Origin of the sequence: Streptomyces sp. AF1A (assembly GCF_047340315.1) — a bacterium.
GTDB lineage: Bacteria > Actinomycetota > Actinomycetes > Streptomycetales > Streptomycetaceae > Streptomyces.
In genome coordinates this window covers 1-13566 of record NZ_JBLEBI010000057.1, presented here as the reverse complement: position 1 = coordinate 13566, position 13566 = coordinate 1, and the positions used below count along the sequence as shown (strand labels likewise).

Below are 13566 nucleotides of genomic sequence, written 5' to 3'. Positions count from 1 at the left end.
CGAATCTGTCAGAGTCCGATCGTGCCATGCGAGTCTGACAGTTAGGGTCGCAGGCGGTCGTACTGCCGGACGTACTACGAGAGGTCACAGCGGATGCTCAGGCTGGGCAGGCGGGATTTCGGGCCGCACGATCGGGTGATCATGGCGATCGTGAACCGGACCCCGGACTCCTTCTACGACCAGGGTGCCACTTTTCGCGACGAGCCGGCCCTCGCCCGTGTGGAGCAGGCGGTGGCCGAGGGCGCCGCGATCATCGACATCGGCGGGGTGAAGGCCGGCCCCGGCGAGGAGGTGTCGGCCGAGGAGGAGGCGCGGCGCACGGTCGGCTTCGTGGCCGAGGTGCGGCGCCGCTTCCCCGACGTGATCATCAGCGTCGACACCTGGCGGGCCGAGGTCGGCGAGGCGGTGTGCGAGGCGGGCGCCGACCTGCTGAACGACGCGTGGGGCGGCGTCGACCCGGGGCTCGCGGAGGTGGCGGCGCGGTACCGGGTGGGGCTGGTGTGCACGCACGCGGGCGGTGTCCAGCCGCGCACCCGCCCGCACCGGGTGGCGTACGACGACGTCATGGCCGACATCCTCGACGTGACCGTGGGACTCGCCGAGCGGGCGGTGTCGCTCGGGGTGCCGCGCGAGTCGGTGCTGATCGATCCCGGGCACGACTTCGGCAAGAACACGCGGCACAGCCTGGAGGCGACGCGGCGGCTGGACGAGATGGTCGCGACGGGGTGGCCGGTCCTGGTCTCCCTGTCCAACAAGGACTTCGTCGGGGAGACGCTGGACCGCCCGGTGAAGGAACGGCTCGTCGGCACGCTCGCGACGACCGCGGTGTCCGCGTGGCTGGGCGCGCAGGTGTACCGCGTCCACGAGGTGGCCGAGACGCGCCAGGTCCTGGACATGGTGGCCTCGATCGCCGGGCACCGGGCGCCGGCGGTCGCGCGGAGGGGGCTGGCGTAGGTTCCCCCACCGCCCCAGCCGCTGCCGCTCAGTCGCGGGTGCGCCCGACGTGTTCGATGTTCGATGTGTTCGATGTGTTCGATGGGGAGGGTTCGGGCCTCCGGGTCGGTGCGCCAGGGGATGCCGCCCCGCTCTAGCGGCCCGCCTCCTTCGAGACCAGGCCCACGGCTTCCTTCACGTCGTCCGTCACGTGGAACAGGAGCAGATCCTTGTCGGCCGCCTTGCCCTGGGCCACCACCGTGTTCTCCAGCCAGGACACCAGGCCGCCCCAGTACTCGCTGCCGAAGAGGACGATCGGGAAGCGGGTGACCTTCTGGGTCTGGACCAGGGTCAGCGCCTCGAAGAGCTCGTCCAGGGTGCCGAGGCCGCCCGGCAGCACCACGAAGCCCTGGGCGTACTTCACGAACATCATCTTGCGGACGAAGAAGTAGCGGAAGTTCAGGCCGATGTCGACGTAGGGGTTGAGCCCCTGCTCGAAGGGCAGCTCGATGCCGAGCCCGACCGAGATGCCGCCCGCCTCGCACGCGCCCTTGTTGGCCGCCTCCATGGCTCCCGGGCCGCCACCCGTGATCACCGCCCAGCCGGCCTCCACCAGCCCCCGGCCGAGCCGCACCCCGGCGTCGTACTCCGCCGAGTCCACCGGCGTGCGCGCCGAGCCGAACACGCTGATCGCGGGCGGCAGCTCGGCCAGCGTGCCGAAGCCCTCGATGAACTCCGACTGGATGCGCAGCACGCGCCAGGGGTCGGTGTGGACCCAGTCCGAAGGGCCGCCCGCGTCCAGCAGCCGCTGGTCGGTCGTGCTGGCCGTGACCTGGCCCCGCCGTCGGAGCACCGGTCCGAGCCGCTGCTCGTCCGGCGGGACCTTCTTCCCCTCGGGATTGCCGGTAGGCATGTGTGCTCCCTCCGATTGCGGGTGGTTCGAGGCCAGCGTAGGTCCACGGTGGTGACGGACGGCGGACATGCGCATGTCGGCCTTGCGAGCGTCGGCCGGGCCAAGGGCCGCCCCCGCGCTCCTCACGCGGTCAGCCACCTCCGCAGCCGCTCCTCGCCCGCAAGGATCCTGGCCGTCTCGACCCGCTCGTCGCGCTTGTGCGCCAGGTGCGGATTGCCCGGGCCGTAGTTGACCGCCGGAATGCCGAGCGCGGAGAAACGGGACACGTCCGTCCAGCCGTACTTGGGCCGGGGGGTGCCGCCCACCGCCTCGATGAAGGCCGCCGCGGCCGGGTGCGAGAGGCCGGGCAGCGCGCCGCCGCTGTGGTCGTCGACCACGAACTCGGCCACACCGCAGTCCGCGAACACCTCGCGGACGTGCGCGATCGCCTCCTCCTCGGTGCGGTCGGGGGCGTAGCGGAAGTTGACCGTCACCACGCACTCGTCGGGGATCACGTTGCCCGCGACGCCGCCGCTGACGCCCACCGCGTTCAGGCCCTCGCGGTACTCCAGGCCGTCGATCACCGGGTAGCGGGGCTGGTAGGCGGCCAGGCGGGCCAGGATCGGCGCGGCGGCGTGGATGGCGTTGGCGCCCATCCAGGAGCGGGCCGAGTGGGCGCGCTCGCCGGTGGTCTTCAGCAGCACCCGCAGGGTGCCCTGGCAGCCGCCCTCGACCTCGCCGTCGGAGGGCTCCAGCAGGACCGCGAAGTCGCCCGCCAGCCACTCGGGGTGGGCCTCGGCCACGTGCCCCAGGCCGTTGAGGTGGGCGGCGACCTCCTCGTTGTCGTAGAAGACGAAGGTCAGGTCGCGGTTGGGGGCCGGGACCGTGGCCGCGATGCGCAACTGGACCGCCACGCCCGACTTCATGTCGCAGGTGCCGCAGCCCCACAGCACGCCGTCCTCGTCGAGGCGCGAGGGCACGTTGTCCGCGATCGGCACGGTGTCGATGTGCCCGGCCAGGATCACCCGCTCGGCCCGGCCCAGGTCCGTGCGGGCGATCACGTTGTTGCCGTACCGGTCCACCGTCAGGTGCGGCAGGGCGCGCAGCGCGGTCTCGATCGCGTCCGCGAGCGGCTTCTCGGTGCCGCTCTCGGAGGGGAAGTCCACGAGCTGCGCGGTGAGCGCGGCGGCGTCCAGCGTGAGGTCAAGCGACGTTTCGGCCATGCGTCCGACCCTAGCGCGCCACCTTCGCTCGCCCATGCGTTCGCATCTTGCGAACCCCGGGGTGGGGGGCGGGGCGGCTCCAGTACCTTGTACCGCGTGTCAGAGCCGTCCCCCACCCGTCCCAAGCGTCGCGGCCGCCTCTTCCGTTTCGCCGCGGCCCTGTTGGTCCTGTGCGGCGTCGCCGCCTACCTCGTGGTGCAGTACGTCACCGGAGGCGGCGGAGCGCGCGGCTGCAAGGTGGTCGCCGCCTCGGGCGGCGGGGCGTCGTACGAGTTCACGCCCGAGCAGGCGGCGAACGCGGCGACGATCGCCGCCGTCGGCACCGGGCGGAACATGCCCGAGCGGGCCGTCACCATCGCCCTCGCCACCGCGATCCAGGAGTCGGGGCTGCGCAACATCCAGCACGGCGACCGGGATTCGCTCGGCCTGTTCCAGCAGCGGCCCTCGCAGGGCTGGGGCACCGAGCGCCAGATCATGGACCCCACGTACGCGGCCGGCATCTTCTACGCCCATCTCGCCAAGGTCCCGGACTATGCCAGCCTGCCGCTGACGGTGGCCGCCCAGCGGGTGCAGCGCAGCGGCTACCCGGAGGCGTACGCCAAGCACGAGCCGGACGCCGCGCTGCTGGCGGCGGCGCTGACCGGGCGTGCCGCGGCCACCCTGACCTGCGACGGGCGCCCGGGCGCCACGACCGCCGCGACCGGTCCGGACGCGGTACGGGCCGCGCTGGTACGGGACTTCGGGCGGGACGCGCTGCAGGAGACCGGCGCGGAGGTGGGCGGGACGCCCGTGCCCTCGCCGTCCCCCCGGCCGAGCGTGACGGCGACGGCGAGCGGGCGGACCGTGACCGTTCCGGTGCCCCTGGGCGCGCGGAAGGACACGACCGGGCGCACCGAGCGGGAGCGGGGCTGGCAGCTGGCGCACTGGGCGGTGGCCAACTCCTCGGCGCTGCACATCCAGCGGGTGTCGTACGCCGGGCGGGTGTGGACCGCGGGCAGCAGCGACAGCCAGTGGAAGAACGCCTCGTCGGCCGGGGCCGGCGGTGCGGAGAGGTCCGTGGGCGCCGTCCGGATCGTGACCGGACAGTAGTGCGGGGGCTCGCCCGGGCGGGTGGTGCGGCCGCGGCGCGCCCGGCCGCCCGGACGAACCGAGGACCGGTTCCGGGGACCCGCCCACATCAAGGGCCGTAAGGATTCTGCGGCCTTTCGGGCGGATGCTATTTGCCCGTTTTTATCCACACCTGATAATGCGATGCGTTATCCATTCTTTACCCGGGGCGTCCGCAACCTTCGCGGGCTTCGAGCGGTAGTCACGGCGTCCGGGCACGGACACACCACCGTTCTCTCCCGTCGAATGGAGCATCATGTCCCTCCCTCTGACCCGCCGGATCGCCCGTGCCGCGCTGCTCGTCGCAGCGGGAGCGGCTGCCGGGGTCGGTGCGGCCGGCTCCGCCGGTGCGGCCACGAACCTGCCGCCGGCCAGCCCGAACGTGGGCGGCCTGACCTCGCTGGACGGGGCGCACGTCGGCGACACGGTCGACGGAGCCGCGCAGAACGTCACCACGCTCGCCGGCGACGCGGGCAGCAACGCGCTCAAGCAGGCGGTGCCGGCCGCGGGCAGGACCGGTGGCGCTGCCCTGAAGAAGGCGACCCCCGCGGCGCAGAAGGCCGCGGGGGACGCGGCCGGGACCGCGGGCGGTGTCCTCGCGGAGACCGCGGCCGACGCGACGAAGGGCGGTCTGCCGACGGGCTCCCTCGCCCAGGGCGGTCTGCCGGCGGGCTCCCTCGCCAAGGGCGGCCTGCCGGTCCAGGGGCTCCCGCTGGGCGGCTGAGTCACGCTCCGAGCGGCGACGGGGTCCGGGGCCTTCCCCGGGCCCCGTCGCCGTGTCACCGCCGCAGCGGCTACAGACGGGCGACCGCCGCCTGGATCCGCTCGTCCGTCGCGGTCAGGGCCACGCGGACGAACCTCTCGCCCGCCTCGCCGTAGAAGTCGCCGGGGGCGACCAGGATGCCCAGGTCGGCCAGGTGGGCGACCGTCTCCCAGCAGGACTCGTCGCGGGTGGCCCAGAGGTACAGGCTCGCCTCGCTGTGCTCGATGCGGAAGCCGTGGCCGAGCAGGGCCGCCCGCAGGGCCTCGCGGCGGGCCGCGTAGCGCTCGCGCTGCTCGTGGACGTGGACGTCGTCGCCGAGGGCGGCCACGACCGCCGCCTGCGTCGGCGCCGGGGTCATCATGCCGCCGTGCTTGCGGATCTCCAGCAGGGGCCCGAGGACGGCCGGGTCGCCGGCGACGAAGGCGGCGCGGTAGCCGGCCAGGTTGGAGCGCTTGGACAGGGAGTGGACGGCGACGATGCCGTCGTAGGAGCCGCCGTTGACCTCCGGGTGCAGCACCGACACCGGGTCGGCCTCCCAGCCCAGCTCCAGGTAGCACTCGTCGGAGAAGACCAGGACGCCGTGCTCGCGGGCCCAGGCGACGATGTCCGCCAGGTCCTGCCGGGGGATGACCCTGCCCGTCGGGTTGGACGGCGAGTTCAGCCACAGCAGCCTCAGGCCGGCCGGGTCCAGCTCGCGGGGGTCGTCGTAGACCACGTGGTCGGCGCGGGCCAGCCGGGCGCCCACCTCGTAGGTCGGGTAGGCCAGGCGCGGATACGCGACCTTGTCGCCGGGGCCGAGGCCCAGCTGGGTCGGGAGCCAGGCCACCAGCTCCTTGGACCCGACGACCGGCAGGACGTGGCGGTGGGTCACGCCGCGGGCGCCCAGGCGGCGCTCCAGCCAGCCGGTGATCGCGTCGCGCAGGGCGGGGGTGCCCCAGACCGTCGGATAGCCCGGGGAGTCGGCCGCGTCGATCAGGGCCTTCTGGATCGGTTCGGGGACCGGGTCGACCGGGGTGCCGACGGAGAGGTCGACGATCCCGTCGGGGTGCGCGGCGGCCGTCTTCTTGTACGGCTCCAGCTTGTCCCAGGGAAAAGTGGGGAGCCGGTCGGAGACTGCGGACACGGGAATCAGGCTCACTTTCGTACGGTGCGGCAAACGCCTCGGTCCCGTACAGCGGTGATCGGGACGATCGGGCCGTACGGGACCGAGGCGGCGCGGTGTGGGTGCCGCTTGGCGCTCAGACGGTCACTCGCCCTGCGGCGGCAGCGCGGCGACGAGGGGGTGGTCGCGCTCGATCAGCCCCAGCTTGCTGGCACCGCCGGGAGAGCCCAGCTCGTCGAAGAACTCGACGTTCGCCTTGTAGTAGTCCTTCCACTCCTCCGGGACGTCGTCCTCGTAGAAGATCGCCTCGACCGGGCAGACCGGCTCACAGGCACCACAGTCGACGCATTCGTCCGGGTGGATGTACAAGGACCGCTGGCCCTCGTAGATGCAGTCGACCGGGCACTCCTCGATGCACGCCTTGTCCTTGACGTCGACACAAGGCTGCGCGATGACGTAGGTCACGCTGTCGTTCCTCCTCGATAGGGCGCTGGCGGGCCTCCTCAGGCTCCGCCGCCTGGCGCGCGGGAGCGCGGCGTCGTCGATGCCCGCCCCTAGTATCTCCGTTCCGGAGCATGATCCGAACAGGAGGGGTGAACTGACCAGTGGAAATCTCGGCGACAGGACGCCTGGTCGTCCGTATCACCCCCGATGACGTGGGAAAACGTGTATCCGTGCGGCGCTTGAGCGAACCTGGCGCGTCGCGGGAGTTCACCGACACGGTCGGTGTTCTCACATCATGGGACGACGGCGTGCTCATGATCACACGACGCGACGGGCGCAGCGTCCACATCCCGCAATCGGCGCTGGTCGCGGGCAAGGTCATTCCCGCCGCCCCCGCCCGTCGGCGCGGTCCGGCCGCCTCCTACGAGGAGCTGGCGCACGTCAGCTCGCGCGGGTGGCGGCCGGTGGAGAGCGAGCGGCTCGGCGCGTGGGAGCTCAGGGCCGCCGCGGGGTTCACCCGGCGCGCCAACAGCGTGCTGCCGCTCGGCGATCCCGGCCGCCCGCTCGACGCGGCCCTGGACGCCGTACGACGCTGGTACGGCGAGCGCGGCCTGCCCGCCTACCTGCAGGCCGCGACCGGCGCGGAGGGCACCCAGGAGCTGCTGTGCGCCGAACTGGAGCGGCGCGGCTGGGTGCGGGAGGTGACCGCCGAGCTGTGGACGGGCGCCCTGGCGCCGGTCGCCGACCGCGCGGAGGGCCGGGACGTCGTCCTCGCCCGGCAGGCGGACGAGGCGTGGCTCGCGCGGTACCGGCGCAAGGGGGTGAGCGAGGTGGCCCTGCGCGTGCTCGAAGGCGGCCCGTCCGTCTGGTTCGCCTCCGTGCCCGGTGCTGAGGGCGCGCCCCCGGCGGCCATCGGGCGGTGTGTCGTGGACGGGCGCTGGGCCGGCTTCGCTGCCGTCGAGGTGGACCCCGGGCGGCGACGGCAGGGGCTCGCCACCGAGGTGATGGCCGCCCTCGCCCGGCGCGCCCTGGACGAGGGCGCCTCGGCGGCCTGGCTCCAGGTCGAGACGGACAACGAGCCGGCGCGGGCGCTGTACGCCGCGCTGGGCTTCGCCCGGCACCACGCCTACCACCACTACCGGGCACCGGCCCCGGAATCGTCCCGGTCCGAACGGTCGTAGGAATCACCGTGGACGGGCATGAGCCTCCCATGCGCCACCGCTCTCTGCCGCCTCCGTATCCGCCGCCGCCGGAGCGCTCCTGCGAGCTGCGCCGGAGGTTCGCCGAGGAGGCCCGCTCCGAGCGGCCGGACCTGTCGGCGCTGTGTCTGCTGATCGGTGCGGAGGCGGACGGCTCGCTGGACGAGGCCGGCATCGACGCCGCGCAGGCGGAGCTGGACCGGCTGGCGGGCGAGCTGCCGTACCGGCCGGGCGGTCCGCGCGCATGGGCGGAGGCGGTACGACGGCTGCTGGGGGCGCGGTACGGGTTCCACGGGTCCCCGGCCGACTACCGGCGGCTGGAGTCCTCGCTGCTGCACGAGGTGCTGCGGCGGCGGCGTGGGCTGCCGATCCTGCTGTCGGTGGTGTGGCTGGAGGTCGCGCGCCGGGCGGGGGCTCCGGTGTACGGGGTGGCGCTGCCGGGGCACTTCGTGGTCGGGTTCGGGACGGCCGGGGAGCAGGTGCTGGCCGATCCCTTCGACGGCGGTCGGGTGCTGACCGGCACCGACGCCGAGCTGCTCGTCGTGGGCGCCACGGGGGCGCCGCTGCATCCCTCGATGCTGGAGCCGGCCACACCTCTGGAGGTCGTGCAGCGCATCCTGAACAACATCAGGGCGTGGGCGGCGGCCCGGCCCGAGCGGTCGGACGTCGCCCTGTGGGCGGTGGACCTGGCCCTGCTGATCCCGGCCCACCCGGCCCGGCTGCGCTACGAGCGCGGTCAACTCCTGGTGCAGCGCGGACAGTTCGTCGCGGGCGCCGGGGAACTGGAGACCTACGCCGACCTGATCGAGGTGGTCGACGAGCCGGCCGCCGAGAAGGTGCGGCAGCAGGCGCGCACGGCACGGGCGAAGCTCAACTGACCCCTCAGAGCCAGCCCTTCTCCCGCGCGATGCGCACCGCCTCCGCCCGGTTGCGGACCGCCAGCTTCTGGATGGCTGTGGAGAGGTAGTTGCGGACCGTGCCCTGGGACAGGTGGAGGGCCTTGGCCAGCTCGGCGTTGGTGGAGCCGTCGGCGGCCGCGCGCAGCACCTCCCGTTCGCGGTCGGTGAGCGGGTTGGCGCCCTCGGCGAGGGCGGCGGCGGCCAGCGTGGGGTCGATGACCCGCTCGCCGGCGAGCACCCTGCGCACCGCGTCGGCGAGCTGGGCCGCGGGCGCGTCCTTGACGAGGAAGGCGTCGGCGCCCGCCTCCATGGCGCTGCGCAGATAGCCGGGGCGGCCGAAGGTGGTGAGGACGACCAGCTTCACCTGCGGGAACTCCCGGTGCACCCGGGCCGCCGCCTCGATGCCGGTGCAGCCCGGCATCTCGATGTCGAGCAGCGCAACGTCCACGCCGTGCGCGCCGACGGCCCCGAGCACCTCGTCCCCGCGCGAGACCTGGGCCACGACCTCGATGTCGTCCTCCAGGCCGAGCAGGGCGGCCAGCGCCTCGCGGACCATCGACTGGTCCTCGGCCAGCAGGACCTTGATCGTGCTCGTCATGCCCCGGATCCTACGTCCACCCGGGTGGCCGTGGGCACGCGGGCGACCAGCCGGAACCCGTGCCTGACCCGGCCCGCCTCCAGGGTTCCGCCGGCCTTCTCCAGACGCTCGGTGAGACCGGTCAGGCCGTTGCCGGGGCCGTCGCCGGAGCCGCCCGATCCGTCGTCCTGGACGGAGAGTTCGAGCATCGGCCCGTCCAGGGTCTGGCGGTGCACGAGCTCGACGACGCAGCGGTCGGCGCCGCTGTGGCGGACCACGTTGGTGACCGCCTCGCGCAGCGCCCAGGCCAGGGCGGACTCGGCCTGCTCCGGCACCTCGGCGAGGTCGGGCTCGGCGGGGATCTCGGCGGTGACGCCGGCGGCGGTGAGGGCGACCTGGGCGCCGGCGAGTTCGGCGGCGAGCCGGGGCCGCCGGTAGCCGGTGACGGCCTCGCGGACGTCGACCAGGGCCTGCCGGCTGACCCGCTCGATGTCGCCGACCTGCTGGGCCGCCCGGTCGGGGTGGTCGGGCAGCATCCGCCCGGCCAGCTCGCTCTTCAGCGTGATCAGCGACAGGGAGTGGCCGAGCAGGTCGTGCAGGTCGCGGGCGAGGCGCAGCCGCTCCTCGTTGGCGGCGAGCTGGGCGACGGTGGCCCGGGCCTTGCGCAACTCGACCGTCGTGCGGACCAGTTGGCCGACGCCGACCATCGCGAACCCGATGAGCACCACGAGGATCAGGTTGTCGGTCGGCTCCTGCCCGTCGTACAGGCCGACCAGGAACATCACCACGCCCGTGGCCGGGATCGCCCAGTAGGCGGCCCGGACCGGCAGGGTCGCCCCGCACGCCACCGAGAGGTAGACGAAGAGCCCGAGCCAGGGGCTGCCGAGCGTGAGGGCCAGCACGGGGGCCAGGACGCCGAGGACCGACAGCAGGGACAGGACCGTCCGCGGTGCGAACGGCCGGCCCATGTTGCGGAAGACCAGCGACAGGTAGGCCCCGACGAACGCGGCGAGGCCGAGTGCGCCGGCCACGGTGGCGCCGGTGCCGTGCCGGCCGCCGGTCAGGTCCTGGATCGGCGAGCTGAGGAAGATCAGCCAGACCCCGATCCACAGCACCTTGACCCTGAGCTCGCGCCGGGTGCGGGCCCCCTGGCCGATCCGCACCTGGTGCTCCGGCCGCTGCTCGCCGCTGCACGGGTCTTCCGTCATGATGCTCACGCCTTCAGCGTGTCCTTCCGGTACAGCCAGGCCGCGCCGCCCGCGAAGAGGACGAAGTAGACGGCGAGGATGGCGATGTCCGTCGCGTTCGGGGCCTGGCTCTGCTCGATCGCCCGCCCCAGTGCAGCGTACGCGTGCGTGGGCAGCCATTTCGCGATGTCCTGCAGCGTCTGCGGGAACGTCGTGGACGGCATCCACAGGCCGCCGAGGATCGACAGACCGAAGTAGACGATCATCGTGATCGGGCGGACCGCGTCCCCGGAGGCGACGTAGCCGATGGCGACGCCGAGCGCGGCGAAGACGAGGCTGCCGGCCCAGATGACCCCGGTGAGGGCGAGCCACTGCCAGGCGTCCAGGCGGACGTGCTTGACGGCGGAGGCCACGACGAACACCACGATGATGGAGGGCAGGCTCACCACGGCGGCGCTGGCGGTCTTGGCGAGGACGTAGCCGCGTCCGGGCAGCGTGGTCAGCCGCAGTTGCCGCACCCAGCCGTTCTCGCGCTCCTTGGCGATGCGCTCGCTGTTGCCCATCAGGACGGCGGTCAGGGCGCCGAAGGAGGCCATGGAGACCATCAGGTAGGTCGCGACGGTCAGGCCGCTGCCGCTGACCTTGTCGTCGGAGCCGGCACTGCTGGAGAAGATCAGGTAGATGAACGAGGGGTAGAGCACCGAGAAGAACAGGAACTTCTTGTTCCGCAGGGCGCGGGTCAGTTCGAGCCTGATGAGCGAGTTCATGACTGCTTGGCCTCCTCGGCCTCCGTGATGGCGACGAACGCCTGCTCCAGGCCGAGGCCGGCCACTTCGAGGTTGCGGGGGTAGACGCCGAGGCCGTACAGGGCGTGCACGGTGGCGTCGGCGTCGGAGGACTGGATGCGGACGGTCTGCCCGGACACGTCGAACGAGGTGAGGAAGGGCAGGGCGGCGAGCGCGCTCTCGTCGATCTCGCCCTCCAGGTCGAAGGAGACCCGGCGGGCGCCGGCCTTGGCCTTGATCTCGGCGGCGGTGCCGTCCGCGAGGAGCCGGCCGCGGTGCAGCACCAGGACCCGGTCGGCGATGGCGTCGGCCTCTTCGAGGTAGTGGGTGGCGAAGAGGACCGTACGGCCCTGGTCGGCCTGCTCGCGCATGGTGGCCCAGAAGGCCTGGCGGGCGGAGACGTCCATGCCGGTGGTGGGCTCGTCCAGGATGATCAGGTCGCTGTCGCCCGCGGTGGCGAGGGCGAAGCGGACGCGCTGGGCCTGCCCGCCCGAGAGCTTGTTGACCTTGCGGTCGGCGATCTGCGTGATGCCCGCGCGGGCCATCACCTCCGCGGCCTTGTACGGCTTGGGGTGCAGCGAGCAGCCCAGCTTCACCAGTTCCTCGACGGTGACCTCGTCCATCAGGCCGCCGCTCTGCAGCATGGCCCCGACCCGCCCGGCGACGATCGCCTCGCGCGGGGTGCCGCCGAACAGGCTCACGGAGCCGCTGTCGGGGTGCTTGAGGCCGAGGAGCAGGTCCAGCGTGGTGGACTTGCCGGCGCCGTTCGGGCCGAGGAGGGCGACGGTCTCCCCCGGGTACAGCCGGAGCGAGAGCCCGTCGACGGCCCGCACGCTCCCGTACGTCTTGGTCACCTGGTCGAACCCGACCACCGGGGTGGTGGTGGAGGGTGCCGCTGTCGTTGTCATGTCCCCATGGTCGCGGCGCGGGCCCCGGGCCCGGCAGTGTCGGGGGTCCCCAGTGCCGGATGACAGATGTCATGCGGAGAGCGTGACAGCGGACCGGGCCTCGCTCGGGTCACCGCCGGAACGCGCTGCCCCACAGGCCCCGGCCCCGTACGAGTCGCGCCGGAACATGCTGCTCCGGCGCTCGGCGCCGACGGCCCGGCCGCCGCGGACCGGCCCTGGTGCGAGGAGGCGCGCCAGGGCCGGTGACGAACCGGGTGCCGTGATCGTTCCGGGCCTGGCGCGCCAGGACGCCTCTCCTCGTGCGGGTCCGTCTCCTACTGCGGGTTCGTCGAAATGGTGACGATGCGCTGGGCGGGGGTCTTGCCCCTGAGTGCCTGGCCGAGGGCCGACGCCACGTCCTGCGGAGTGACCGGCGTCTTGCTGCCGTTGCCCCTGGTGATCTTGACCCCCTCGAAGGCGGCACCGTACAGCCGCTTGAGGACGGTGAGGTCGTAGTGCTCGACCAGCTTGCCGTTGACCGGGGTGACGCTCAGGAACTTGTAGATCGAGCGCTGGGGGCTGAAGGACACCGTGTGGGTGGCGTCCGTCCGCACCGTCACGAGCCCCGACATCGCCGGCGTCGCGAACTGCTTCATCTCGCGGTCGACCTCGGCGTTGGAGATCGTCGGCTGCTTGGTGACCGTCGGCACGGTGACCGGCGTGGCCGTGCCCGTCTCGACCGCGGTGCGGTAGGCCTGTTCGATCGCCCGGGTCGAGCCGGCCGCGTCGACGGCCTTGCCCGCCTTGCCGTACACCGGCACGGCCTTGCCCGACACGAACTTGATCCCGCCCTCGACGACCGAGCCGGAGCCGCCGCCGGCCTGCTGGAGCGCCGCCTGCAGCTTCTCCTCGTCCACCGGCATGACCGGGGCGACCTCGCGCTGCTGCCCGAAGAGGGTGCCGACCACGGAGACCGGGTTGTAGTCGCTCTTCGCGGCCTCGCTCGCGGTGGCCTGGAAGTCGAACTGCAGCCCGGCGTTCTCCGGGGTGAGCGTGAGCGTCCTGCCGCCCACGGACAGCTTCAGCGGCTTCTTCACGCGGCTGCCGAAGGACTCGTCGAGCTTCTTGACGGCGTCGTCGCGGGTGCCGCCGCCGATGTCGACGCCGAGCACGGTGGTGCCCTTGGGCACGTCGGTGTGGTTCATCAGCAGTCCGGCGCCGTAGACGCCGCCCGCGACCAGCACCACGCCCACGCCGAGCAGCACCAGCTTGCTGCGGCCCTTCTTCGCCCTGGCCGCCGCCTTGGGCGCGGGGGCCGGGTTGGGCGCCGTGCGCGGGGCCGCGCCGTCGGAGCGCCCGCCGGGGCCGAAGGGGGAGGTGCCGGCGCCCGGGACGACCGGGATGCCGCTGGTGACGGTGTGCCCGGAGACGTTGTCGGGGGCCCGGTAGCCGGGCGTGCCCGGTTCGGGGGCCGGCTTCTGCGGGGTGAGGATCGCGGTGTCGTCGCTGAGCCCGCCGCCCGGTCCGCGTCCGGCGGTGCCCGCGCCGGGGCCGGCGGGCGGGGGCCC

At 73.2% G+C, this 13566-nt stretch carries 13 protein-coding genes and 1 pseudogene; 5 read left to right on the top strand and 9 right to left on the bottom strand.

Going from position 1 to position 13566, the window contains the following annotated elements:
* Positions 1–93 precede the first annotated feature (93 nt).
* Entirely contained in the window at positions 94–954 is an 861-nt protein-coding gene (folP, locus tag ACLU3S_RS17745; protein ID WP_413952847.1) for a dihydropteroate synthase, read from the top strand.
* A 133-nt stretch (positions 955–1087) separates the two neighbouring features.
* On the opposite strand, the gene ACLU3S_RS17740 is transcribed toward folP, so the two are convergent.
* Both ACLU3S_RS17740 and dapE read right to left on the bottom strand, forming a co-directional pair.
* Positions 1088–1846, bottom strand: coding sequence for a TIGR00730 family Rossman fold protein (locus tag ACLU3S_RS17740; protein WP_413952846.1), 759 nt, complete (start codon positions 1844–1846; stop codon positions 1088–1090).
* 122 nt (positions 1847–1968) lie between these two features.
* Entirely contained in the window at positions 1969–3048 is a 1080-nt protein-coding gene (gene dapE / locus ACLU3S_RS17735) for a succinyl-diaminopimelate desuccinylase (protein WP_413952845.1), read from the bottom strand.
* 96 nt (positions 3049–3144) lie between these two features.
* On the opposite strand from dapE, the gene ACLU3S_RS17730 reads away from it, so the two are divergent.
* Both ACLU3S_RS17730 and ACLU3S_RS17725 read left to right on the top strand, forming a co-directional pair.
* A complete protein-coding gene (locus tag ACLU3S_RS17730) occupies positions 3145–4137 on the top strand; it encodes a heavy metal transporter (protein WP_413952844.1) in 993 nt (330 codons plus the stop codon).
* 274 nt (positions 4138–4411) lie between these two features.
* Complete coding sequence (locus ACLU3S_RS17725) at positions 4412–4879, top strand: ATP-binding protein (RefSeq protein WP_413952843.1); 468 nt, start codon at positions 4412–4414, stop codon at positions 4877–4879.
* Between the two features lie 70 nt (positions 4880–4949).
* Here ACLU3S_RS17725 and ACLU3S_RS17720 read toward each other — a convergent pair whose 3' ends face one another.
* Together ACLU3S_RS17720 and fdxA are read right to left on the bottom strand one after the other, a co-directional pair.
* Complete coding sequence (locus ACLU3S_RS17720; RefSeq protein ID WP_413952842.1) at positions 4950–6041, bottom strand: bifunctional succinyldiaminopimelate transaminase/glutamate-prephenate aminotransferase; 1092 nt, start codon at positions 6039–6041, stop codon at positions 4950–4952.
* 123 nt (positions 6042–6164) lie between these two features.
* Entirely contained in the window at positions 6165–6485 is a 321-nt protein-coding gene (gene fdxA / locus ACLU3S_RS17715; RefSeq protein WP_399006185.1) for a ferredoxin, read from the bottom strand.
* A gap of 140 nt (positions 6486–6625) precedes the next feature.
* Here fdxA and ACLU3S_RS17710 point away from each other — a divergent pair, with 140 nt between their 5' ends.
* Entirely contained in the window at positions 6626–7645 is a 1020-nt protein-coding gene (locus ACLU3S_RS17710; protein WP_413952841.1) for a GNAT family N-acetyltransferase, read from the top strand.
* Positions 7646–7674: 29 nt separating this feature from the next.
* Complete coding sequence (locus ACLU3S_RS17705) at positions 7675–8541, top strand: SirB1 family protein (RefSeq protein WP_413952840.1); 867 nt, start codon at positions 7675–7677, stop codon at positions 8539–8541.
* Positions 8542–8545: 4 nt separating this feature from the next.
* Here ACLU3S_RS17705 and ACLU3S_RS17700 read toward each other — a convergent pair whose 3' ends face one another.
* The 5 genes and pseudogenes from ACLU3S_RS17700 to ACLU3S_RS17680 form a co-directional block, all read right to left on the bottom strand.
* Positions 8546–9160 (bottom strand): response regulator transcription factor, encoded by a 615-nt coding sequence (locus ACLU3S_RS17700; protein WP_413952839.1) that lies wholly within the window; start codon positions 9158–9160, stop codon positions 8546–8548.
* Positions 9157–10347: a sensor histidine kinase gene (locus tag ACLU3S_RS17695; protein ID WP_413952869.1), complete on the bottom strand. Its 1191-nt coding sequence runs from the start codon at positions 10345–10347 to the stop codon at positions 9157–9159. Before ACLU3S_RS17695 ends, ACLU3S_RS17700 begins: the two co-directional genes overlap by 4 nt.
* A gap of 5 nt (positions 10348–10352) precedes the next feature.
* Positions 10353–11093, bottom strand: coding sequence for an ABC transporter permease (locus ACLU3S_RS17690; protein WP_413952838.1), 741 nt, complete (start codon positions 11091–11093; stop codon positions 10353–10355).
* Complete coding sequence (locus ACLU3S_RS17685) at positions 11090–12019, bottom strand: ABC transporter ATP-binding protein (RefSeq protein ID WP_413952837.1); 930 nt, start codon at positions 12017–12019, stop codon at positions 11090–11092. Before ACLU3S_RS17685 ends, ACLU3S_RS17690 begins: the two co-directional genes overlap by 4 nt.
* Positions 12020–12333: 314 nt before the next feature.
* A pseudogene (locus ACLU3S_RS17680) lies at positions 12334–13566 on the bottom strand (hypothetical protein); the annotation flags it as partial.

Excerpts from the sequence above, each read along its gene's own strand:
- ACLU3S_RS17705 (WP_413952840.1), top strand. The coding sequence starts at position 7,675 with ATGCGCCACCGCTCTCTGCCGCCTCCGTATCCGCCGCCGCCGGAGCGC.
- ACLU3S_RS17725 (WP_413952843.1), top strand. The coding sequence starts at position 4,412 with ATGTCCCTCCCTCTGACCCGCCGGATCGCCCGTGCCGCGCTGCTCGTC.
- ACLU3S_RS17685 (WP_413952837.1), bottom strand. The coding sequence starts at position 12,019 with ATGACAACGACAGCGGCACCCTCCACCACCACCCCGGTGGTCGGGTTC.
- ACLU3S_RS17690 (WP_413952838.1), bottom strand. The coding sequence starts at position 11,093 with ATGAACTCGCTCATCAGGCTCGAACTGACCCGCGCCCTGCGGAACAAG.
- dapE (WP_413952845.1), bottom strand. The coding sequence starts at position 3,048 with ATGGCCGAAACGTCGCTTGACCTCACGCTGGACGCCGCCGCGCTCACC.
- ACLU3S_RS17700 (WP_413952839.1), bottom strand. The coding sequence starts at position 9,160 with ATGACGAGCACGATCAAGGTCCTGCTGGCCGAGGACCAGTCGATGGTC.
- ACLU3S_RS17740 (WP_413952846.1), bottom strand. The coding sequence starts at position 1,846 with ATGCCTACCGGCAATCCCGAGGGGAAGAAGGTCCCGCCGGACGAGCAG.
- folP (WP_413952847.1), top strand. The coding sequence starts at position 94 with ATGCTCAGGCTGGGCAGGCGGGATTTCGGGCCGCACGATCGGGTGATC.
- ACLU3S_RS17695 (WP_413952869.1), bottom strand. The coding sequence starts at position 10,347 with ATGACGGAAGACCCGTGCAGCGGCGAGCAGCGGCCGGAGCACCAGGTG.